We start from the raw sequence: 22936 nt of genomic DNA on the forward strand, positions 1-22936 counted from the left end.
GTGGCCGCCCAGCCATGTCGGCGTCAGCCCCGGCCGGTGAACCTACGCGTCCCCGATGCAGCCCAGCCCGGATCACCCGTGGTGGCATAGCCGACCCAGGCGCCGTGCATCTGGTCGGCCAATGCGGCGGGAGGCTCGCCGGGCCCGAGCAGCGCAGCCGGGCCGCGCAACGACTCCAGTCCGATCCGGTCGAACACGAACGGCAGCTCAACCGCATGGGCTGCACCCAGCGTGCCGTCTACAGCTTCTGAGCGCCAAGAGAATTCGTAACGGTGGGTACCCGCGCCGGCCAGTTGCTCATGAGCTCGGGCAGTGCGGTCACTGCCGGAGCGGAACAAAGCGTCACCGAGAATCGCTGCACGCAACTCACCCCAGCCCGCGCGGGGAAAGCGCGAGCGGTACTGCCGGACCAGGCTCGCCGGGTCGGGGTCCACGCGCGCGGCGAGTCGCTCGACGTCGTCGCGGGTGGTGGAGGCGAGTTGAGACTGCGGGGCCAGGTACAGGTTGCCCTCCTCGGCGTTGGTCCCGATGAGCAGCCCCACTTCGGGATTGAGCCGCTGTGCCGGCTGTTCGGCCAGCACCAGGCTGAACGGGCTCAATCCCAGCAGCGGATCGAAATGTTCTTCGGTATGCAAATCGAGCCCGGCAAGCTTCGGCACCACCTCGACGAGCTGTTCGTCGGAGAGCTGGTCGAAGCCGTCCGCGGCGGGTTCGACACCCAGGGCCTCGGCCGCCGCCTGGGTGACTTGAGTGGCCTGTTCGGGAGCGAACGCACCGAAACCGTTTCCGCTCTGCATGATTGCGCGACGGATCAACCGCTCCACGCCAGGAGTCGCCAGCGCCCCGGCGGTGATCGTTGCGCCCGCGGACTGGCCGAACAGGGTGACGTTGCCGGGATCCCCGCCGAATGCCTCGATGTTGGTCTGCACCCAGGCCAGCGCGGCCAGCACGTCGAGCAGCCCCCGGTTGGGTACCGCCCCGGGCAGATCCAGAAATCCGGTGATCCCGAGCCGGTAGGTGACCGTCACCAGCACCACGCCGTCGCGGGCGAAGGCGGTTCCGTCGTAGAGCGCCGAGCGGGTGGAGCCGGCTACGAAGCCGCCGCCGTGGACGAACACCATGACCGGACGGCGCTGCGCGTTCGGCGGAGCCCAGACGTTGACCGTGAGATAGTCGTCGCCGCGCACCCAGCCCGGGCCGAAGAAGGGCGACATGTCCAGGCGTCCGAAGCCGTTGCGGGGTGGCTGCGGAGCGGTCGGTCCGGGCCTGGTCGCATCGCGTAGGTCCCGCCACGGTTCGTGGGCGATCGGCACCGCGAAGCGGCCCGCGGCCATAGGCGCTGCGGCGTAAGGGATTCCGAGAAATACCTGCGCGTCCGGGATCTGGAAACCACGCACGGCACCGGTTGCCGTCTCGACGATCGGATCGTCCATCCTCACGAACCCTCGCTCACCCGGTCGAACGGCGCCCATGCCTTGATCGCGTACCTGTCGCCGTCGCGCATCACCTCGGCACCCCCGTGCCCGCCGAAATGCGCCGGTAGCACCAGTGTGTTGGTGTCGGCGGCCTGACCCAGCACCCGCCGCCGGGTGGCCCGCGCCTGCACCGGGTCCTCGCAGTAGCAGCTGTTGGTGTAGGGTTCGACGACCTGCAGCGCCGTGTGCATCATGTCGCCGACGAAAACAGCACGGTCACTGCCGGACCGCAGCCTGACCACCGCCGAGCCCGGGGTGTGGCCCGGGGCCGCCTCGAGCGCGAGGTTGGCATCGATCTGAAAACCGTCCTCCCACAACACTGTTTGTCCCGCTGCACGGACCGGGGCCACACTGTCGAGGAACACGTTGTCCCGCCCTGCGACCGGGTCGCCCCGATTGGCCGGGTTCCAGAAATCGAAGTCGGCCAACGGCATCAGATAGGTGGCGTTCGGAAAGGTCGGGATCCAGTTGCCGTCGTCGAGGTAGGTGTTCCAGCCGACGTGGTCGACATGGAGGTGGGTGTTGATCACCACGTCGACATCCTCAGGAGCGACACCGGCCCGGGAGAGGTTCCCGAGAAAATCGGTGTCCAGGTGATGCCAGACCGGGGCATACGGCCGGTCCTTGTGATTGCCCACCCCGGTGTCGACCAGGATGGTCCTGCCCTCGCTGCGCAGCAGCCAGGTCTGAATGGCGGAGACGCAGACGTCGTTATCGGGGTCGTAGAAGTCGGGCGCCATCCATCCCTCGTTGCGTCGCCACACCTCGTCGGAACTCTCCGGGAAGAACTCCTGCGGCGACAACCGGACCGAGCCGTAATACTCCATCACCCGGGTCACGCTGACGTCGCCCAAAACGATTTCGTTCATGGAACCCAGCCTGGTCACGCCCTGTCAGCTCAGCCAGGCCCCACTGTGCCTACCCCTGGCAGGGATAGGCACGGCTCATCAGACCGCAGGCATAGTGGGGTCATGACCACCGGACAACTCGGCGAATTCCTGCGGGCCCGGCGCGGTCGGCTGCATCCAGAGGATGTGGGCCTGTCCCGGTACGGCGAGCGGCGCCGGGTCGCGGGGCTGCGACGGGAAGAAGTTGCCCAGCTCGCCGGCGTCAGCGTGTCGTATTACACGCGGCTGGAACAGGGACAATCGGCCAATGCCTCAGAGGCGATCCTCGAAGCGCTGGCGCGGGCTCTGCAACTGGATGTTCACGAGCAGACGCATCTGCGGGAGCTGGCATCACGGCGCGCGCAGCCGCCTCGACGGCCTCCCGTCGAGCACGTCAGCGCGTTGACGCGCGATCTGTTGCGCTCGCTGGACCACCTGCCGGTGCTGGTGCTCGGACGCCGCACCGATGTGCTGGCCTGGAACGAGCTGGGCCACGCGCTGCTGGCCGGCCACGTGGATTTCACGTCGGTGGACAGCCCGGCGACCCGGCCGAACCTGGCCCGGCTGCTGTTCCTCGACCCCCATAGTCGCGATCTCTACGTGGATTGGCACCGCAAGGTCCGGACGGTGGTCGGCAGCCTCCGCCTGGCAGCGGGCCGGCATCCCGACGACGCACTGCTGTCCGCCCTGATCGGTGAATTATCGGTCAAGAGCGAGGAATTCGTGTCGCTGTGGGCCGATCACCGGGTCAAGCCCTGCGAGGCAGACTCCTATGACCTGCGCCATCCGCTCGCCGGACCACTCACGGTCACGATGCAGAATCTGACGCTGGCCCGCGACGCCGAGCAGGCACTGGTTGTGGTGACGACGGCGGAGGGCTCGAGTTCGGCGGACGCATTACAGCTGCTTGCGCGGGAATCCCGAGGCATTAATATCCAAGACCCGACGACTGCCGGGCGCGCATGATGGCGATATGACCAACTCCAGACAGACTCCAGGTCAGGCAGTGGCCGACACCGGCGTCCTGGTCGCGGCAATCCGCGCCGAGGAAACCCGCCGCCCCGACCGGCTTTTCGATGATCCGTTCGCAGAGCGCCTGGCCGGTGAGTCCGGTCAGCGGATGCTCGCTGAAGCCGTCGCCGCCAGCGGTGACAAGTCCACGCTGCAGATCGTGGTGCGCACGCGCTTCTGGGACGAGGCGCTGCTGAGCGCAGTGCCACCGGTCCGGCAGGTGGTGATCCTCGCCGCGGGCCTGGACGCCCGGGCCTACCGGCTGCCGTGGCCCGACGGCACCACGGTGTTCGAACTCGATCAGCCCGCGGTGATCGCGGCCAAGGCTGACGCGCTGGCCGGCGACGAACCACGCTGCCGGCGGGTGGCCATCGGCGTCGACCTCACGCAGGACTGGACCGAAACCTTGCGAGCCAACGGCTTCGACCCGAACCTGCCGGCCGTCTGGTTGATGGAAGGGCTGCTGCAATATCTGGACGAGGGCGCCGTGCGCACGGTGTTCGAGCGGGTCGACGCGCTCTCGGCGCCCGGTTCGGTGCTGCTCTACGACATCGTCGGCAAGGTGCTGATGGACAGTGTGATGCTGGCCGCGGTCCGCGAACGGATGTCCCGCAACGGGGCGCCGTGGCTGTTCGGCACCGATGCCCCGGGGCAGCTGTGTGAGCGGCTGGGCTGGTCGGCGGTCGTCACCGATGTGGCCGAGCCGGGCAACACGTGGAATCGGTGGTTCGCCCCCGCGGTGCCACTGGATGTCCCCGGAGTGCCTCGCGGATATTTCGTCACCGCCACCAAGTAGGGACCGGGTACTACCCCGCCGGTACCGGCGGACGACGATCGGCGGCCGTCTTCGGCGCCGCCTGCGCGTCGTTGTCGGTGAATTCCTTGGTCCAGCAGGCGAATTCCAGGGTGATTCCGTCCGGGTCGAGGAAGTAGAACGACCGCACGTAGACGCCTGGGTGCACCGTCGCCGACGCCTGCATCGGGCTGTCGTCGTGGTTGAGAACCGGGCCGACCCGGACCCCCTTGGCCTTGAGCTTCTGCCGGTACTCGTCGAACTTCTCGGCGGGCACGTGCAGGGCGATGTGGTTCAGGGATCCGGTGGCGCTGACGAATTCGCCGATGCCGGGGATCGCGGCCGGCGCGGAGATCCCGGGCACGCCGTCGGGGGCCTCACGGAACCAGAAGAACGCGATGCAGTCCCCATTGCCCGCGTCGAAGAAGAAGTGCTGACCCATGCCGCCGGGCAGGTCGAGCGATTTGATCAGAGGCATGCCGAGCACATTGGTGTAGAAGTCGACTGTGCGTGCCATGTCCGCGCAGACCAGCGCCACATGGTTGATACCGCCGAACTCGAACTCCGGGTTGGGGTTGTTGGGCTTGATCACGTCATACACCTCCGGGGTGGACACCAAACACTGGCGCAACTGCGAATCTGAATCTAACATCAGATTCAGAAGTGATCAATGGCCGTGCACGATTCCCGCCCGCCGGGAGTGAGGAAGTCCGTGACCGTCAGCCCCCGTACCCCGTTGCCGACCGCGCGTGGCCGCCAGACCCAGGCGGCGATCGACACCGCGGCCCGTGCGGTGATCGCCCGCAAGGGCATCCTGGCCACCACGATCTCCGACATCGCCTCCGAGGCGGGCCGGTCGGCCGCATCGTTTTACAACTACTACGCCTCAAAAGAAGCCATGGTCCGCGAATGGGCCCTGCGATTCCGCAACGAAGCCCGCGAACGCGCACTTCCCGCGACCGGCCCGAACCTGACCAATTGGGAGCGCTGCCACCAGGCGGCCTCCGCCCACTGGATGACCTACCGGCACCGCCTGGCCGAGATCATCAGCGTCTCCCAGATGGCGATGATCGACGACGACTTCGCCGAATACTGGGACGAGATCTGCCAGCTGCCGATCGCCATGATCACCGAGATGATCAAACATGCTCAGCAGCAAGGGTTCTGCCCCGACGACGACGCCCACCTGACCGCCGTCGCATTGGTGTCGATGCTCAACCAGTTCTGCTACACCCAGTTGTCCGGCGGGCGCGACGCCACCGCCGACGACTCCGCCTGCATCACCACCCTGGCCAACGTGTTCTACCGGACCATCTACCACGAGGAGACCTCCCGCTCATGAACAATGCGTCACCGGAAGTGGTTCGCGAGTTCATCGGCCTGGAATCGCCGACGGCCCAGCGCGCCGGTGCGGGCGGACACCCCTGCCAGGGCCTGTATTACCGAAGCGCCGACCACAAGCCCACGGTCGCGGTGATCGCCACGCACTACCAGATCGACTTCTCCGAGCACTACATCGCCGACCACCTGGCCGCCAGGGGCATCGGCTTCCTCGGCTGGAACACCCGCTTCCGCGGATTCGAGAGCAGCTTCCTGCTGGACCACGCACTGGTCGACATCGGGGTGGGCGTGCGCTGGCTCCGTGAGGTACAGGGCATCGAAACCGTTGTTCTACTGGGCAATTCCGGTGGAGGTTCCTTGATGGCGGCCTACCAGTCCCAAGCCGTCGATCCGAACGTACGGCCACTCGAAGGCATGCGGCCCGCCGCGGGCCTGACCGAACTACTGCCCGCCGACGGGTATGTGGCCAGCGCGGCCCATCCGGGCCGCCCAGATGTGCTGACCGCCTGGATGGACGGGGCGGTCGTCGACGAGAACGACGCCATCGCCAGCGACCCCGACCTGGACCTGTTCGACGAGCGCAACGCGGCACCCTTATCGGCAGAATTCGTGGCGCGCTACCGCGCGGCCCAGGTCGCACGCAACGAGAAGATCACCGACTGGGCTGAGGATGAACTCAAAAGGATTCAGGCGGCTGGATATTCGGACCGCCCGTTCACCGTCATGCGCACCTGGGCCGACCCGAGAATGGTCGATCCGAAGGTCGAGCCGACCCGCAGGCAGCCCAACCTGTGTTACGCGGGGGTGCCGATCAAGGCCAACCGGTCGGCGCGCGGCATCGCCGCGGCCACCACCGTCCGCAACTGGATCGGCATGTGGAGCCTGCGGCACGCCCAGACCCGGGCCGAGCCGCACCTGGCCCGGATCACCTGCCCGGCCCTGGTGATCAATGCCGACCAGGACACCGGGGTGTATCCGTCCGATGCCAAACGCATCTACGACGCGCTGGCGAGCACGGACAAGTCCCAGTGCTCGATCGACACCGACCATTACTTCACGACTCCGGGCGCGCGCGGCGAGCAGGCCGATACCATCGCCCGATGGATCGCGAAGCGGTGGCGGTGAACCCAGGCCGGATCAAGGTCCTGGCGCATTTCACCCCCGGTGACAAGGTGATGGATTTTCTTGCACCTCACCAGGACTGGCTCGATGTCACGTTCTGCGCCGAAGACGACGACGCCACCTTCTACCGGGAACTGCCGTCGGCCGAGGTGCTCTGGCACGTGTTGCGGCCGGTGTCCGGCGATGACCTGGAGCGCGGGCTGCGACTGCGTTTGGTGCACAAGTTGGGCGCCGGGGTGAACACCATCGACGTCGACACGGCTACCCGGCTGGGCATCCTGGTGGCCAACATGCCCGGCGCCAATGCGCCGTCGGTGGCCGAGGGCACCGTGCTGCTGATGCTGGCGGCACTGCGCCGGTTGCCCGAACTCGACCGCGCCACCCGGGACGGTACGGGTTGGCCCTCCGATCACAGCCTGGGTGAAACCGTGCGCGATGTCAGCGGGTGCACCGTGGGCCTGCTCGGCTACGGCAACGTCGCCAAGCGGGTCGAGAAGATCGTCGTCGCGATGGGTGCCGATCCCTCCCAGGTGATCCACACCAGCACCCGCGACACCGGCCATCCCGGGTGGCGCAGCCTGCCAGACCTGTTGGCCGCCAGCGATATCGTCTCGCTGAATCTCCCGCTGACCGAGGCCACCCGTGGGCTACTCGACAGCAAGGCCCTGGCTTCGATGAAACCCGGCGCGGTCGTCGTCAACACCGCGCGCGGTCCGATCATCGACGAGCCGGCCCTCGTCGAGGCGCTGCGCAGCGGGCAGTTGGCCGCGGCCGGCCTCGACGTCTTCGCCGAGGAGCCCGTACCGCCCGGCAATCCCCTGTTGGAGCTGCCCAATGTGGTGCTCACCCCGCACGTCACCTGGTACACCGTCGACACGATGCGGCGCTACCTGACCATGGCGGTCGACAACTGCCGGCGCATCCGCGACGGCGAACACATGGCCCACGTAGTAAACGGGGTTAAATGAAGTCTCCGCCACCTGAAGGATGCGGTTTCCCTACTGGCGCCGTTGTTAGGCGGTGGTTTTCGGGTTTTGACGTTTCACGGCCTGCCTGATGGCGTTGGGCTCCACGTCCTGCAAGGCCACTTCCTGGCCCCGGTGTTTGATTACGATCGCGGCGTTGGTGTCAGCGTTGCCGGTCCACCCGCATGCTGGGTTTGCGCATCGGAACAACGCTTGGTTTTCGCGTTGCCCCTCTGCGGTGGACCCGCATCGGTGGCACGTCTGCGACGTGCCGTGTGGCCGGACTCGAATGACCCGTGCCCCTGCTTGATCGGCCTTGTATGTGAGCAGTGTCAGGATCTGGGTCCATCCTTGATTGAGGATGGACCGGTTCAACCCGGACTTTTGTTTGACGTTCACCCCCGGCGCCTCGACGGTGCTTTTAGCGCTGCGGGTCATGTCCTTCACCCGCAGGTCCTCCACCACCAGGGTGGCCACCCCGGTTGCGACCAGTGCGGCGGTGGATTGGTGTGCGAATTCGTACCGGCGTCGGGCCTGGCGGGCTTTCAGGCCCGCGATCTGGACGTAGGTCCGCAGCAGCCGCCGGCTGGCTTTGTGGCCGCGGGGTTTTCCTGCCCGCTGCCGCGCGGCTCGGCGTTCAAGACGGTAGAGACGTTTCTTCTCGCCCGACGCCAGGGTGGCGGCTTGATCGATGAACGACCCGTCCGACAGCGCCAGCGTGTGGATCACGCCGCGGTCGATACCGACACTGCCGCGTTCGGTGCGTCGTCGGCGGGGTTTGGCCACCCGGTTTTCGCCACGCACCACCAGCATCCAGCCAGTAGCCTCCCGCACCACCCGTGCACCGGTGACCCGTTCAGGTATGGCGCGGTGCAACCGGACCTTGACCGTCCCGACTTTCGGAATGGCCACGGTCGCCCACTTGCGATTGAGCCGGGTGAGGTTGAGGTCGCGAGCTTGGGGCACATCGACCGCGCGGCGTGCCCGACGCGTTTTCCACGTAGGCCTACCATGGGTGCCGTTCCAATAATTCAACCAGGCCTGCTTGTAGGCCTTGAGTACTTGCTGTGCGGCTTGGGCGGGCAGGACTGCCAGCCAGTCGATGTCTTTGCGGGACTGCCGGATCGCCGCATCCGAGTCCGACCACGACGGCCACCGTCTCGATGCCTCATGAAACGTGTGGTGCGCGTGGATGAGATTCCACAACGCCCGAGCAGCGCCAGCCTGGCGAGCCAACACCTCCGACTGCGCCGCAGATGGTGCCAGCGGGTACTTCACGCACCGCTTGACCACCATCAACTCGCTCACAGCGGCAGTATCGTCCACACCTCTGACATGATCATTGGTTCACGTCACCACGAGGGCAACCGAACAAGGATGTACGCACAGGAAGACATGTCGTCTACCCCCCCGCGTCCGAAAATACCTGTGGGGCCGACACTTCTGGTCCGGCTCCTACTTCGCGCGCCCATTCGGCGGAGCGACCATGACCGTGGTCGAGCAATGCATCGAAACCAGCAACGCCCCGTATGACAGACGGGGCCTCGCCCCGCGAGGCACAAACACCGGGATGCGCTACGCCCAGCACTAAAGGACGGAGCACCGCGCAAGGTACAGATAGGCCACTGGAGTGGCGCGCATCACGCCGGGGTACCCTCGGCCCCAACCGACCGGTTAATAGATATATGCCCCGGATGGAGGACCCGCATGCCTATTGCGATCACGTCTGAGCACAGCGATCTGGCCGATTCTGTTCGGTCCCTGGTCGCGCGGGTGGCGCCCTCCGAGGTGCTCCACGAGGCCCTTGAAGTGCCGATCTCCAACCCTCCCTCATACTGGAAAGCCGCCGCCGAGCAGGGCCTGCAGGGCGTTCACCTCTCGGAATCCGTTGGCGGGCAAGGCTTCGGGATCCTGGAACTGGCCATCACATTGGCCGAATTCGGCTACGGCGCGGTGCCGGGGCCCTTCGTCCCGTCGTCGATCGCCAGTGCGCTGATCTCGGCCGACAATCCCGAGGCCAAGGTCTTGGGTGGCCTGGCCTCCGGCGAGACCATCGCCGCCTATGCCATCGATTCGGGCCTGACCGCCACCCGGCACGGTGATGGCGTGGTCATCCGCGGCGAGGCACGGGCGGTGCCCGCCGCCGCGCAGGCATCGGTTCTGGTGCTGCCGGTCGCGATCGAGTCCGGTGTCCAGTGGGTGGTGCTGGACGCTGCCCAACTGGAGATCGAGCCGGTGCGCAGCGTCGACCCGTTGCGGCCGCTGGCCCACGTGCGGGCCAACGCCACCGAGGTGGCCGGCGATCGGGTGCTGTCCAGCCTGGACCGCGCCCACGCCCGTGCCCTGATCACGACCCTGCTGTCGGCCGAGGCGATCGGTGTCGCCCGCTGGGCCACCGACACCGCCACCGCGTACGCCAAGATCCGCGAACAGTTCGGCAGGCCGATCGGCCAGTTCCAGGCGATCAAACACAAGTGCGCCGGGATGATCGCCGAGACCGAGCGAGCGACCGCCGCCGTCTGGGACGCTGCCCGCGCATTGGACGAGGCGCAGGAAGACGCTTCTGCGCAAACCCATTTCGAGTTCGCCGCCGCGGTGGCCGCCACCCTGGCACCCGCAGCCGCGCAGCACACCACCCAGGACTGCATCCAGGTGCACGGCGGTATCGGATTCACCTGGGAGCACGACACCAACGTCTACTATCGGCGCGCACTCGTGCTGTCCGCGTGCTTCGGCCGGGCCTCGGACTACCCGCAGTCAGTGGTCGATACCGCGACCGCAACCGGAATGCGCCCGGTCGACATCGACCTGGATCCCGACACCGAGAAGCTGCGTGACGAGATCCGCGCGGAAGTCGCCGGACTGAAGGCGATTCCGAGTGGCGCCGAGCGCAACACCGCGATCGCCGAGGGCGGATGGGTGCAGCCGCACCTGCCCAGGCCGTGGGGGCGGGCGTCCGAACCGATCGAGCAGATCATCATCGCCCAGGAGTTCAGCACCGGCCGCGTACGCCGCCCGCAGATGGGCATCGCCTCGTGGATCATCCCGTCGATCGTGGCGTTCGGCACCGACGAGCAGAAGCAACGCTTCCTGCCGCCAACGTTCCGCGGCGAGATGATCTGGTGCCAGCTGTTTTCCGAGCCGGGCGCGGGTTCGGACCTGGCCAGCCTGACCACAAAGGCCACCAAGGTCGATGGCGGCTGGCGCATCACTGGGCAGAAGATCTGGACGACGGGTGCGCAGTACTCGGCGTGGGGTGCCCTGCTGGCGCGGACGGACTCGCACGCTCCGAAGCACAATGGCATCACGTACTTCCTGCTCGACATGACGGCTCCCGGCGTCGAGGTGAAACCCCTGCGGGAGCTGACCGGCAACGCGATGTTCAACACCGTGTTCATCGACGACGTATTCGTACCCGACGACATGGTCCTCGGCGAGGTCAACCGCGGCTGGGAGGTCAGCCGCAACACACTGACCAACGAGCGGGTGTCGATCGGCAGCAGCGAGCCGCCGTTCCTGGCCAACCTGGAACAGTTCGTCGCGTTCCTTCGCGACGGGCAGTTCGACCAGATCGAGCAGAATCATGCCGGCCGGCTGATCGCCGAAGGCCACGCCGCCAAGGTGCTGAACCTGCGGTCGACCCTGCTGACGTTGGCCGGCGGCGATCCCATGCCCGCCGCGGCAATCTCCAAGCTGCTGTCGATGAAGACCGGCCAGGGCTATGCGGAGTTCGCGGTGGCCTCCTTCGGCACTGACGGGGCCGTCGGCGATCCCCAGCAGGAATTCGGGCGCTGGGCCGAGTACTTGTTGGCCAGCCGCGCCACCACGATCTACGGCGGCACCAGCGAGGTGCAGCTCAACATCATCGCCGAACGGCTGCTGGGCCTGCCCCGCGATCCGTAACTCTCTTGCGCGAGCAGACGCAAAACTGCCCCTTTTCGCTGGAAAAGGGGCAGTTTTGCGTCTGCTCGCCGGGGTCAGGCTCATGGTGAATCACAGCCAGTCGGCCGGCCGGATCTCGTCGGCGCCGGGGACCACGGCACGCGGCCGCTCGCCGGCACTGTCCAGCGGCCGCGTCGCGTCGATGCCGACCCGGTCGGTCACCCCACCTTCCCGCAGGCTGCGGTCGACGGGATTGCCCCGACCGCCCGGGATGACCACCAGATCGCGAGAGCCCTGCACTCGCGTGGCGATGGCCCTCTCGACCGCCGCATTGTCATACGGGGAGACATCGGCATCCACCACCACGACGTGTTTGAGGTCGCGATGCCCGGCGAACGCAGCGACGATCGCGTCCATGCCGTCGCCGTCATGCTGTTTGTCGATACTCACGATCGCGTGGAACTTGCGCAGCCCGCCAAGGGTTACCCGCACATCACGCAGCCCGGGCAGCACCGCCCGGATCGCACCGAACAGCACCCCCTCGTTGGGCAGCCCCATGATGTTGAGCTGCTCGCGCGATCCCGATGTCAGGCCCTGGTAGATCGCATCCCGACGCCGGGTCAGCGCGGTGGCCCGGAACACCCGCGCGGGTTCACTCTCGTATTCGCCGTCGAATTCGGCGAACGGTCCTTCGTCCTCCCACCGGCCCGGCACGATCTCACCTTCGAGCACGATCTCGGCCTCGGCCGGGACATGCACCGGCACGGTGCGGCATGCCACCAGCGGAAGCTGGCGATTCTGCAGTGCCCCAACAACTCCCAGCTCGTCAAAGCCAAACGGGGCGGCACTTCCCGAGGTCGCGGCAGCCAGCCGGGTGGCGGCGTCCAGACCGAGCACCACCGCGACCGGTAGCGCCCGGCCGGCGGACTCGGCCCGTTGCAGCAGCCGATGCAGATGGCGCTGCACGATCACGATGCCCGTCTCGTTTCCGCCGCGCAATTGCATCCGGTGATACGACAGGTTTCGTACGCCCAGTTCGCGATCCTCGGCGATCACCACCCCGGTGGTGATGTAGGGCCCGTTGTCACGTTCGTGATGGGTGAGTACCGGCAGTTCGGCGCCGAGGTCGAGCTCCTCGCCCACCAGCACCTCCTCCTGTACCGGTCCGCCGGGCACGATCACCGGCGCCACCGGGTTGCGTAATGCGTTGGCGTAGCGCTGCGCAACCTGATCGGTCCCGACGCGGAAGGACGTCGCGATCATCTCGCGTGAAGCTTGGGTGTTGATCACCACGGGGTGGCGCGAGCCCAGCACCGACTCGAACACCAGCGCCGGTCCGGTCTCGCAGGCGCGGGCCAGTGCCGCGATCTGGAATCGCGGATCGGCCTCGCGGCGGACCCGCGCGAGGAGTCCTGCGCGATCCAGCAGCGCCAGCTCTTCGCGCAGATTATGGGCAGCCGTGGCCCGCCGCGGTTCAGCCATCGGCGTTTCCGTTCCGCCCACGACGCCCCTGCCAGCGAACCGAACCCGGTACGGCCAGGCCGAGCACATCGAAAGCTCTCATCACGGTGTGCGTGATCATCTCGTCGATGTCGGCGGGTCTGAGGTAATACGCCGGCACCGGCGGCATGATGATGCCGCCGGATTCGGTCACCTGGGTCATCAACCTGAGATGCCCCGCATGCAGCGGGGTTTCACGCAGCAACAGCACCAACCGTCGGCGTTCCTTCATCATCACGTCGGCGGCCCGCACCAGCAGTGTCGCATCGAAACAATTCGCCACCGCGGAAAGGGTTTTCACACTGCAGGGGGCGATCAGCATGGCATCGGCGGTTGATGACCCACTGGCCAGCGTCGAGGCCAGGTCATGGTCGTCGTGAACCGTGTCGGCCAGCGCCAGCACGTCGCGCACCGTCCAGTCGGTCTCCTGGTGGATGGAATCGCGGCCGGCCCGGGTGACGATCAGATCGGTGTGCACATCATCGATCCCGGCGGCCAGTTCGAGCGCCCGGATGCCCAGTGCGCTACCGGAAGCACCGGTGATGCCGATGATCAGTCGGGTCACGTCAGCTGCGCTCGCCGGCCCACAAATCGAAGTCGCAGCCGTCCGGCGCCTGCGTCACGTGGCTTTGGTAAAGCCGACCGTAGCCGCTGAGCCCCGTCCGGAAGTCGGTGCTCGGTCGGGGCTCCGCATCACGAGCCCGCTGGGCCAGCTGCTCGGGTGAGACCAGCAGGTCCAGGCTGCGCTCGGCCACCGAAATCCGGATGCGGTCACCGGTGCGGACCAGGCCGAGTGGGCCGCCGGCGGCGGCTTCGGGCGCTACGTGCAGCACGATCGTGCCGTAGGCGGTGCCGCTCATCCGCGCGTCGGAGATGCGCAGCATGTCGGTGACTCCGCGCTGAGCGAGCTTGCGAGGAATCGGCAGGTAGCCGGCCTCGGGCATTCCCGCGGCCAACGGGCCGGCATTCTGCAGCACCAGTGCGTCATCCTCGGACACATCGAGATCCGGATCGTCGATCCGCTCGGCCATATCCTGAAGCGACGTGAACACCACTGCGCGAGCAGTCTTTTCGAACAATGCCGGGGACGCAGCCGAACGTTTGAGCAACGCACCGTCCGGCGCCAGGCTGCCGAACAGCGCCACCAGCCCGCCGTGCGGATCGACGGGCGTCTCGGGCGCAGCGATCACCGCGCTGTCATGCCACTGGCCGGCCGCCTCGACGCCGTCCCGCAACGTGCCGCCCCACACCGTCGGCGCGGACAGGTCGCACCGGCCGTCGAGCTGGCGCAGCACCTGAGGTATGCCCCCGGCCGCGTGCAGATCCGACATGTAGTGCGATCCGGTGGGTTTCAGATCCACGAGAACCGGTGTGTCGTCGCTGAGTTCGTTGAACCGCTGCATATCCAGCCGCAGCCCGGCCCGCCCGGCGATGGCGGCCAGGTGCACCACGGCATTGGTCGACCCGCCCAGGGCGAGCAGCATCCGCACGGCATTTTCGAGCGCCTGTTCGGTGACCAACTGGCGCGGCGTGGGCTTGCCATCGACGGCAAGCCGCGCAGCGACGGCCCCGGTGCGTTCGGCGACCCGCAACCGGTCGGCGTGAACGGCAGGTACGGTCGCGGCGCCGGGCAGGCTCAGACCCATCGTCTCGATCAGCGCCGCCATCGTCGAGGCCGTTCCCATCACCGGACAGGTACCCGCGGTGGCGGCCAGGTTGCGTCGCACCGATGTCAACCGCTCGGTGTCGACGTCACCGGCCCGGTATTTGGCCCAGTAGCGACGGCAGTCCGTGCACGCACCGAGCGCCTCGCCTTCGAAGGAGCCGGTGCTCATCGGCCCGACGGGCAGCATGATGGCCGGCTTGTCCACCGACAGCGCGGCCATCAGCTGCGCCGGTAGCGTCTTGTCGCACCCCCCGATCAACACCACCGCGTCCATCGGCTGGCCCCGAACCAGTTCCTCGGTCTCCATCGCCGCAAGATTGCGGAAGTACATCGAGGTCGGCGACAGGAACGCCTCGCCCAACGAAGCCGTGGGAAACACCATGGGCAACGCCCCCGACGTCAGCACGCCGCGCTTGACAGCCTCCACGAGGCTGGGCACCAACCGGTGGCAGTTGTTGAAATCGCTTGCCGTCCAAGTGATACCGACGATCGGGCGATCGAGAAGCTCTTCGGTGTAACCCATCGAAGACGCGAACGCGGTGCGCAGAAAGCGGGCGAATCCCTTGTCGCCGTAGTCGGTAAGGCCGTCTCCCAGTCCCATTTCTTCTCCCTACATCCGGAACCGAAGGTCGGTCAGCGACTTCACCAGACGCAGAAAGTCCACCGGCCGCCCTACGGTCTCCACGCCCACCAGGGCACCGGCCAGGTAACGCTCCACGGTCAACTCGTCGTCGGTGGCGCTCACCACGTCGTGCGTATCCAAGTCGGCCGGCAGCCAACCGGCCTGCTGCAGCCGGATACCGGTCTGCTCGGACCAGAACGTCGGAACCGACGTGGACACCTCGGGCTGGCCGAGCAGGCTGGCGACCACGGCCTTGGCCTGAGACACCGCGTTGTGCACCGATTCGATACGGGCTTCCAGGCCGCCGGCCGTGCGCAGCGATGCGGCGTCCCCTGCGGCATAGACATCCGGCAGCGTTGTCCGCCCGGCCTGGTCGACGAAGACACCGCGACCGCACTCCGCGCCGTCCGCGGCGGCCAGCTCGACATTTGGCACCGCGCCGGTCGCGTACACCACCAGGTCGACGGTGAGCCGGGTTCCGTCGCGGAGTACCACCACGACGCCGTCCTCGTGGCCCGTCAGTTCGGTAACCAGACAGTCGAGGTGCACCCGCAGGCCACTCTGTTCGTGTCGACGCCGCAACCATTTCGCCGTGAACTGTGAGACCTTCCCCGGCAGCACGCTCGTCCCGGCCTCCACCAGCGTCACGTCGAGACCGAGCCCGATCAGCGAGCTCGCGATCTCCAGGCCGAGGAATCCGCCACCGACGATCAGGCAGGAACGCGCGCCGGTCCGTACCGCCGCCTGCAGTCGCTGTGCATCCGGCAGCGTGCGCACCGCGTGTATCCGGTGGTGGTGCGGCCAGGGCGGTGGTACCGCCCGCGCTCCGGTGGCAAGAACGCAGGTGTTGTACCGGACCACGCTGCCGTCATCGAACGTGACTCGATGCGCACGCGAATCCAGCTGCACCGCACGATGTTCGGTGTCGACGTCGACCCGCAGATCGGCGTACACGTGCGGGGCACGCAGTGACAACCGCTCGGCGGCCACCCCGGCTGCCAGCACGGCCTTGGACAGCGGGGGCCGCTCGTAGGGCAGCAGCGGCTCGTCCCCCACCAACCGGATGCTGCCCTCGTGGCCGCCGCGCCGCAGCCCGTGAACCACCTCGGCGCCGGCCTGTCCGGCGCCGAGGACCAGGACGTCGGTCACGTCCTTACTGTCCGCCGGGAGGCTCGGGACAGATTGTGCCGACACCGAATTCGTCACGATCGGTCCCCCAGACCGCCCAGGCACACGTACTTCACCGAGAGGTACTCGTCGAGGCCGAGATGGGAACCCTCACGGCCGTATCCGGATTCCTTGACCCCGCCGAACGGCGCCACCTCGGTCGCCACCAGGCTCTCGTTCACACCGACCATCCCGTACTCGAGCGCCTCGCTGACGTGGATGACCCGGGCGTAATCGCGGGTGTAGAAGTACGCGGCCAGGCCGTAGGCGGTGTTGTTGGCCCGTTCGATCACCTCGTCGACGGTGTCGAAGACGGACACCGGCGCGATCGGGCCGAAGATCTCCGCGCGGGTGATCGCCGCGTTATCGGCGACGTCGCCCAGAATGGTCGGCTCGAAGAACAGTCCACCTGTCGCGCGGCCGCCCAGCACCACGCGGGCGCCGTCGGCCTCGGCTTCTTTGACGGCCAGTTCCATCGCGTCCAGGGCGTCCCGGTTGATCAGCGGCCCCACGTCGGTCGAGCCGTCGTCACCGGGACCCACCCGCAGATCGGCAACCGCCGCGGCGAACCGGCGCAAGAACTCTTCGGCTACCGGACGCGCGACGTAAATGCGGTTGGTGGCCACACACGCCTGACCACAGTTGCGAAACTTGCTGGCCACGGCGCCGCGTACCGCGAGGTCCAGATCGGCGTCGTCGAACACGATCAGCGGCGCATTGCCGCCCAGTTCCAGCGACATCCGTTTCAGGGTGGCAGCCGAATCCCGCGCCAGGATCTTGCCCACCTGGGTCGACCCGGTGAACGAGATTTTCCGGACATCCGGGCTCGCGGTGAGCACCTTCCCGAGACGCGGGCCCGAACCGGTGATGACGTTGACCACCCCGTCGGGCACACCGGCCCGCGCCCCGATCTCGGCGAGCGCCAACGCCGTCAGCGGCGTCTCCTCAGCGGGTTTGACCACCACGGTGCAGCCGGCGGCGAGAGCGGCGGCGACCTTCCGCGTGATCATCGCGGCCGGGAAGTTCCACGGCGTGATGACCCCGACGACACCGACCGGCTCACGCAGCACCAGCAGCCTGCGGTCACCGGTGTTGGCCGGGATGGCGTCGCCGTAGGCACGCCGCCCCTCCTCGGCGAACCATTCCAGGAAGGACGCGGCCTGGGCGATCTCGGAGCGGGCCTCGCTCAACGGTTTGCCCTGTTCGCGGGTCAGCAGCGCGGCGAGTTCGTCGCGGTGCGCCAAAACCGCTTCGTACCACGCGCGCAGGATGCGGCAACGTTCTTGTGCCGGACGCCTGCGCCAGCCCGGGTAGGCACGGCGAGCGGCGGCGATCGCGTCGGCCGCATCGGTTTCGGTCATCGCCGGCACGCGGGCGATCACCTCACCGGTAGCCGGGTTCTCCACGGGAAACGTGGCACCATCGGCCGAGTCCGCCCAGCGGCCGTCGATGTAGGCCTGCCAAGTCTGGTCGACGTCCGTCAAACGCGGTGAATCTGTCTGCACCGAAACCCCTTTCGGTCCATGGCGGTTGAGGAATCCGAGGCAGCCGCCGTGTGCCCACCGATCGTAAGAGCGGCGCGAGGGTCGAGCCGATAGTCAGATGTACGAGGATCCGGCCGACTACCGTCGCCGTGCACTAATCGACGGCAGAGCCGTGGCGGTTGCGCTCGATGTCGAGAGCCAGGATGGCCAGGTAGAGATTGACGAGGTCGGCGAACGACGTCAGCTCACGGTCGGTCAGCTTCTCGATCAACTGCATGCGGTAGCGAAACGTGTTGCGGTGGACGTACATGGCCTCGGAGGCCAGCGATACCTGGCAGTCGTGTTCCACGAAGGCTCGCAGAGTCTCCACCAGGCACGAGTCGTGTTCGCGGTCGTATTCCAGCAGCGGCCGCAGCATCTCCTCGCCGAGCGAGCCCAGCGGCACCTTCAGGTTGGCCAGCAACAAACGCGACATGCTGACCGGTGCGGGCTGGTTGACGCCCGGCCCGTGGCTCAGCGCCTCCTGCGCCTCGTACCACGACATCCGCAGCCCCGTGACGCCCGGATACACGCCGCCCAGCCCGATGCTGACCGGGCCCAGCCGGCCCAGGTGTTCGCGCATCCCGCAGGTCAGCCGCTCGGTGTCCACTCGCTCCGAGACCACGAGTGCGATCACCTCGCCGACCAGGGCCACCACATACTGACCGACGCTGCCGGGCAGAAAGCGGTCCCCGTTCCAGGGCACGTCGTGCAGGCGTTCCGGCGGACATGCCACCCGGGCGAGCACCACTCGGTTGCCGGCCTGGGTGTCCACTCCCCATCTCGCGAGCCGGTTCGCCCCCGCGGTGTCGGAGACGTCGCCGTGCACCAGGTCTTCGATGACCTCGCCGACGAGTTCACGCCTGCCGTTCCGCTCGGCCTGCAGCCGGGAGAACTCCAAGGCCACCAGCCCGAGCGCGAAGCGCACCACATCCTGCGTCTCAGTGCTGCCCTTGGTACAGACGAACGCCACGTTGTGGTTGGCGACGCTCACCGGGTAGCACGTCACGCCCGCCACCACCGATCCGAACTGCAGCCGGCTGCGCCCGGCCAGGATCTCCCCGGTGGGCCAGACCTCGCTGGTCGGCGTCGCCGCCAGCACGTTGCCGTGGAAGTCGACCAGGGCCACCGGCGCGTCGAGCATCGTGCGCAGCCGTGCGATCAGGCCGTCCAGCCCCTGCCTGGACAGCAATGCGTCGGTCAGCGCCTCATGCACTTCGAGGGTGCGCCGGGCCACCGCGTACCGGTCGGCCACCTGCCGGTCCACCACGTACTCCGCGACCGACCGGAACGTCGTCCGCAACGGAATCTCGATCAGTGGCAGGTTGAACCGGCGGGCGGCCTCCACCAGGGCCACCGGAATCTCAGTGTGTTGGAGTGCCGGGGCCACGCTTGTGCCGACAGCACTGACACCTGCCGACGCGACGCGTTCCATGAACGTCGTGATCTCGGGGCTGGTCGGCTCCGGCCAGGAGATCCCCAGGGTGAGGATCAGCTCGTCCCCCAACAGGTACGGCGCCGGGTCGACCATCTCGGTCACCGTGACCCAGCGGATCTCCCGCTGTTCGGCGCCTTCCGGCAGGTAGATCGCGCGGATGCCGAACTGCTCGGCGTCGAGTAGGGTCCGCAGGCTGACCGGACCTATGCCGGCGACGCCGCCACCGAGTGGGCCTGAACCGAACTGCATGGTGCCCTGCAAGATAGCCCACCCGCCGATTTTGTTCAGCCGACGATGCTGTTGACAGGTGTCTGCGGCGCCTCGCCGCGCGCGCCTGCCCTGACATTGCCGACCGCGAGCTCGATCATCGCCCGGCGGGTATGCACTGTGGCGCTGCCGATGTGCGGTGTCAGCACCACGTTGTCCAGCTGCAGCAGCGGGCTGTCCTTGCGCAGCGGCTCATCGACGAACACATCCAGCGCCGCACCGGCGATGCGGTTATTGGTCAACGCGTCCAGCAACGCCGCCTCGTCGACCACCGCGCCGCGCGCGGTGTTGATCAGGTAGGCGCTCGGCTTCATCAACGCGAAATCCTCGGCCGTGAAAAAGCCACGGGTGCGCTCGGTCAACGGGGTGTGCAGCGAAACAAAGTCGGACTCGGCCAGCATTGTCTCCCACTCCGCGTAATGCGCCAGACCGCTGTTGTCGATCTCCGGGTTCGGCTTCCGATTGTGGTAGAGCACCCGCATGCCCAACGGCGCGACGAGTTCGGCGACGCGACGCCCGATCCGGCCCATGCCGACGATGCCCAATGTCGCGCCGTGTGCGTCGCCGGTCAGTGGCGCCCAATCGGGTCCCCAGTTGCCGTTGCGGATCCAGCGATCCGACCACACGATCCCGCGCGCGATACCCAGGATCAGGCCCAGCGTCACCTCGGCCACCGCGTTGTCGAGGACGCCCGGGGTGTTGGTGATGATCACGCCGGCAGCCGTGGCGTCGTCGACGATGATGTTGTCGTAGCCCACGCCGTAGTTCGACACCAGCCGCAGCGACGGCAGCTGGGAGAGGACCCCCGCGTCGATCTTCGTGTCGCCGTCGAGGATCCACGCCGTCGGTGCTCCGTAGGCCGCCAGCCCGCTCTCCGTGCCCGGCGGCACGTCGACCACGTCGAAGTCGGCTTTCAGCGCCTGCAGCAGATCCGCGGGCACGTCGGTGGAGTTGAAGATCGTCGTCATCAAATCAGTCCTTTTGATACTTGTAATCGGTCACAAATCCAGTTGCTGCGAGGGCACTTCGACCTCGATGCCGTCCAGTTCGGCCACGGCGATCACCTGGCAGCTCAGCCGGCTGGTCTCACACGGTTCCGGGACGACACCCAACAGGGCCTGCTCGGTGGGTCCCGGTGCGTCCAGCTTGTCGGCCCATGGGGCACGCACCCGTACATGACAGGTTCCGCAGATCGCGCCGCCACCGCATTCGGCAACGATCCCTTCGACGCCCTCCTGGCGGGCGGCCTCCATGAGGGACCACCCGTCGTAGACGTCGAGGGTTACCTGCTCGCCGGACGGCAGAATGAATGTCGCCTTGATGTCGCTCACAGGAACACCGTCAATGCTTTGGCCAGCAGTACGTTCTGGTCCAGGTGCACCGTCCGATGCAACAGCCGCCAGCCATCGGGCCCCTCCGCCAAGGTGTCGCTGCGCTTGCCGACGAACATATTCACTTCGTCCTCACCGCGATTCTGGTACACCAGGATTCGCGATCTGGCCACCACCTGGCGACCTTGTTCCCGCTCGGCGACGTCGCTGATCCTGGTGTTGGTCACCAGGTGCGAAACGCGCGACGGCGGTTCCTCGGCCCAGTGGATGTTGGTCTGGATCTGGCGAATCCGCTGGGTGATGGTGTGCAGACCCTCGTCCATCCAGCACAGGTCGTGTTGCTCGACGGTGAATTCCGTTGCCGCGGTCCTAGGTACGTTGCGCGCCAGCGGGACCACGTAGCGCACATCGGGGTGCAGCAGCGTGAGCCACTGATCGTAGTCGCGATCGTCGAGCAGATCGGCCTCGTGAAACAGGAACTGCTGCACCGAGAATGCCAACTGCAGGTCGGCACCCGGCGCGATGGGTGCGGTGGTCATCGAAGCAACACCTCCTGATCGAGCTCGGCGACCGGTGCCAGTTCTTCCCAGCTGTCGGCCTTCATGAAATCGGCCCAGCGGTTGTAGAAGATCCGCGCGTTCTCCTCGGTGAACTCACCGTTGTCGACCGCGCCGTCGAGCCCGTCGATGGGCTTGGCGTGGCCGAGTCCCATCTCGTAGTTGAAGTACAAAGTGCGCGAGACAGTCCCGAGGCTGGACTGCGACGCGTAGGTCCAGTTCTCCATGTCATCGGATTCGGTCAGCCCGCCCGGACCGGAGTACCGCAGGTAGTAGTGACGGGCCGTGTCCTTCACTTTCTGCGGGGCGTCCCGGTCCACCAGGAAGATGCGCCACATCTCCATCTCGGTGGGCGAAATCGGATGGAACACCGCGATGGTGCGGGGTTGGCGGCCATGAAACGACATATTGGGAAAGATCGTGCCGACGGTCATGCTGACCCGAGGGCTGTCACCGAACCGCTCGACGCGCCGCTCATGGCAGCGCCGGTAGTACTCGGCGACCTCCGGATCGTTGTCCCAGCCGCCGGCGTACTCGGGTTCGGAGTAGTACGGCGGCTCACCGATCACGCCGTGGCCCAGGCCCGGGAAGCCGAGCGTGGTGACGTTCTCAGGTTCGTCGTCGCGCCGGCCGCGCCCACCGCTGGGCCCGATGCCGACGAGGTCCACCGAGCGGTGGCTGACATCGTGATAGTTGTCGCCGATGAAGTTCTCCGGGGCGAACTTCCAGTTGCACGGCACCCGCCACTTCAGGATGCCGCCGATCATCTCGTTGTTGCCCTCGGTGCCGTCGCGCCCGTCGAGCGCGTAGTCGAGATACAGGCGCATGTCGCCGAGATAATCCAAGAGGTCGGGCGCCTGCGGGTCCCACGAGGCCCACACCGTGCCCTTGTACACCGCGACGCGCGGCACCGGCACCAAACCCCAGGCCTTCTTGTCCAGTTCGCCGTGATAGTAGGTGCTGAAACCCGGAACTCCCACCAGGTCTCCCGGACGCTCCACCAGCCGGCCGTCGATGGAGTAGCTCCAGCCGTGGTACGGGCAGGTGAAGTTGCGGGTGTTGCCCATGTCGTAGCGGCACAGCTTCATCCCGCGGTGCGTGCAGGTGTTGAGCAGTACGTGTACGTCGTCTTCCATGTCCCGGGACACGATCACCGAATCGGTGCCCATCCGGGACACCACGTAATCGCCCTTGTTGCGGATCTGGTCCTCGTGCGCGACGAACAACCATGCGCGAGTGAAGATGTGCTTGAGCTCGCGCTTGAAGATGTCGTCGTCGACGAAAACCTCGCGGCTGACGAGGCCGCGCTCGCGGACGACCAACTCGTCGATGCGTTCCTTCACGGATCCGCCTCCAGTTAACTGTTGATGTTCAGGATTGAGGTTATGG

At 67.0% G+C, this 22936-nt stretch carries 21 protein-coding genes; 7 read left to right on the forward strand and 14 right to left on the reverse strand.

The features are described from left to right. Window positions 1-23 precede the first annotated feature (23 nt). Window positions 24-1433, reverse strand: coding sequence for a carboxylesterase/lipase family protein (locus ACWEFV_RS06095; protein WP_450069452.1), 1410 nt, complete (start codon window positions 1431-1433; stop codon window positions 24-26). 2 nt (window positions 1434-1435) lie between these two features. Then, window positions 1436-2344, reverse strand: coding sequence for an MBL fold metallo-hydrolase (locus ACWEFV_RS06100; RefSeq protein ID WP_450069453.1), 909 nt, complete (start codon window positions 2342-2344; stop codon window positions 1436-1438). Window positions 2345-2446: 102 nt separating this feature from the next. Here ACWEFV_RS06100 and ACWEFV_RS06105 point away from each other — a divergent pair, with 102 nt between their 5' ends. Together ACWEFV_RS06105 and ACWEFV_RS06110 are read left to right on the forward strand one after the other, a co-directional pair. Further along, window positions 2447-3328 carry a helix-turn-helix domain-containing protein gene (locus ACWEFV_RS06105; protein ID WP_450069454.1) on the forward strand — a complete coding sequence of 294 codons (882 nt, stop codon included), beginning with the start codon at window positions 2447-2449 and terminating at the stop codon, window positions 3326-3328. Window positions 3329-3335: 7 nt separating this feature from the next. After that, on the forward strand, window positions 3336-4169 hold the full coding sequence (locus ACWEFV_RS06110) for an SAM-dependent methyltransferase (protein WP_450069455.1): 834 nt from the start codon (window positions 3336-3338) through the stop codon (window positions 4167-4169). Between the two features lie 10 nt (window positions 4170-4179). Here ACWEFV_RS06110 and ACWEFV_RS06115 read toward each other — a convergent pair whose 3' ends face one another. Next, window positions 4180-4758: a VOC family protein gene (locus tag ACWEFV_RS06115; protein ID WP_450069456.1), complete on the reverse strand. Its 579-nt coding sequence runs from the start codon at window positions 4756-4758 to the stop codon at window positions 4180-4182. Between the two features lie 120 nt (window positions 4759-4878). Between ACWEFV_RS06115 and ACWEFV_RS06120 the strand changes: the two genes are divergently transcribed. Genes ACWEFV_RS06120 through ACWEFV_RS06130 form a run of 3 tightly spaced genes read left to right on the forward strand, consistent with a single transcriptional unit; the run spans window position 4879 to window position 7597 of the window. Further along, complete coding sequence (locus ACWEFV_RS06120; RefSeq protein ID WP_450069457.1) at window positions 4879-5508, forward strand: TetR/AcrR family transcriptional regulator; 630 nt, start codon at window positions 4879-4881, stop codon at window positions 5506-5508. Continuing rightward, window positions 5505-6632, forward strand: coding sequence for an alpha/beta hydrolase (locus tag ACWEFV_RS06125; RefSeq protein WP_450069458.1), 1128 nt, complete (start codon window positions 5505-5507; stop codon window positions 6630-6632). The genes ACWEFV_RS06120 and ACWEFV_RS06125 overlap by 4 nt, the downstream gene beginning before the upstream one ends. Next, a complete protein-coding gene (locus ACWEFV_RS06130; protein WP_450069459.1) occupies window positions 6608-7597 on the forward strand; it encodes a 2-hydroxyacid dehydrogenase in 990 nt (329 codons plus the stop codon). The genes ACWEFV_RS06125 and ACWEFV_RS06130 overlap by 25 nt, the downstream gene beginning before the upstream one ends. Before the next feature lie 45 nt (window positions 7598-7642). On the opposite strand, the gene ACWEFV_RS06135 is transcribed toward ACWEFV_RS06130, so the two are convergent. After that, window positions 7643-8902 carry an RNA-guided endonuclease InsQ/TnpB family protein gene (locus tag ACWEFV_RS06135; protein WP_450069460.1) on the reverse strand — a complete coding sequence of 420 codons (1260 nt, stop codon included), beginning with the start codon at window positions 8900-8902 and terminating at the stop codon, window positions 7643-7645. A gap of 34 nt (window positions 8903-8936) precedes the next feature. Here ACWEFV_RS06135 and ACWEFV_RS06140 point away from each other — a divergent pair, with 34 nt between their 5' ends. Together ACWEFV_RS06140 and ACWEFV_RS06145 are read left to right on the forward strand one after the other, a co-directional pair. Then, window positions 8937-9185 (forward strand): transposase, encoded by a 249-nt coding sequence (locus ACWEFV_RS06140; RefSeq protein WP_450069461.1) that lies wholly within the window; start codon window positions 8937-8939, stop codon window positions 9183-9185. A gap of 116 nt (window positions 9186-9301) precedes the next feature. Next, a complete protein-coding gene (locus ACWEFV_RS06145) occupies window positions 9302-11497 on the forward strand; it encodes an acyl-CoA dehydrogenase (RefSeq protein ID WP_450069462.1) in 2196 nt (731 codons plus the stop codon). 90 nt (window positions 11498-11587) lie between these two features. Here ACWEFV_RS06145 and ACWEFV_RS06150 read toward each other — a convergent pair whose 3' ends face one another. The 10 genes from ACWEFV_RS06150 to ACWEFV_RS06195 all read right to left on the reverse strand — a co-directional run bounded on the left by ACWEFV_RS06150 (window position 11588) and on the right by ACWEFV_RS06195 (window position 22890). Beyond that, a complete protein-coding gene (locus tag ACWEFV_RS06150; protein ID WP_450069463.1) occupies window positions 11588-12958 on the reverse strand; it encodes a UbiD family decarboxylase in 1371 nt (456 codons plus the stop codon). After that, entirely contained in the window at window positions 12951-13541 is a 591-nt protein-coding gene (locus ACWEFV_RS06155) for a UbiX family flavin prenyltransferase (protein WP_450069464.1), read from the reverse strand. The genes ACWEFV_RS06150 and ACWEFV_RS06155 overlap by 8 nt, the downstream gene beginning before the upstream one ends. 1 nt (window position 13542) lies before the next feature. Continuing rightward, on the reverse strand, window positions 13543-15243 hold the full coding sequence (locus ACWEFV_RS06160; RefSeq protein ID WP_450069465.1) for a dihydroxy-acid dehydratase: 1701 nt from the start codon (window positions 15241-15243) through the stop codon (window positions 13543-13545). 9 nt (window positions 15244-15252) lie between these two features. Continuing rightward, window positions 15253-16413, reverse strand: a complete 1161-nt coding sequence (locus ACWEFV_RS06165; protein ID WP_450069466.1) for an NAD(P)/FAD-dependent oxidoreductase — start codon at window positions 16411-16413, stop codon at window positions 15253-15255. 53 nt (window positions 16414-16466) lie between these two features. Beyond that, the gene (locus ACWEFV_RS06170) at window positions 16467-17936 is read right to left on the reverse strand and encodes an NAD-dependent succinate-semialdehyde dehydrogenase (RefSeq protein WP_450069467.1); all 1470 of its coding nucleotides are present in this window, start codon (window positions 17934-17936) and stop codon (window positions 16467-16469) included. Window positions 17937-18069: 133 nt separating this feature from the next. Next, window positions 18070-19641, reverse strand: coding sequence for a PucR family transcriptional regulator (locus ACWEFV_RS06175; RefSeq protein ID WP_450069468.1), 1572 nt, complete (start codon window positions 19639-19641; stop codon window positions 18070-18072). A gap of 35 nt (window positions 19642-19676) precedes the next feature. After that, a complete protein-coding gene (locus tag ACWEFV_RS06180; RefSeq protein ID WP_450069469.1) occupies window positions 19677-20627 on the reverse strand; it encodes a 2-hydroxyacid dehydrogenase in 951 nt (316 codons plus the stop codon). 30 nt (window positions 20628-20657) lie between these two features. Then, the gene (locus ACWEFV_RS06185; RefSeq protein WP_450069470.1) at window positions 20658-20990 is read right to left on the reverse strand and encodes a 2Fe-2S iron-sulfur cluster-binding protein; all 333 of its coding nucleotides are present in this window, start codon (window positions 20988-20990) and stop codon (window positions 20658-20660) included. Next, window positions 20987-21529: a 3-phenylpropionate/cinnamic acid dioxygenase subunit beta gene (locus tag ACWEFV_RS06190; RefSeq protein ID WP_450069471.1), complete on the reverse strand. Its 543-nt coding sequence runs from the start codon at window positions 21527-21529 to the stop codon at window positions 20987-20989. Before ACWEFV_RS06190 ends, ACWEFV_RS06185 begins: the two co-directional genes overlap by 4 nt. Continuing rightward, complete coding sequence (locus ACWEFV_RS06195; RefSeq protein ID WP_450069472.1) at window positions 21526-22890, reverse strand: aromatic ring-hydroxylating oxygenase subunit alpha; 1365 nt, start codon at window positions 22888-22890, stop codon at window positions 21526-21528. Before ACWEFV_RS06195 ends, ACWEFV_RS06190 begins: the two co-directional genes overlap by 4 nt. Between the last annotated feature and the right edge of the window lie 46 nt (window positions 22891-22936).

The organism is Mycobacterium sp. NPDC004974, from assembly GCF_053600815.1.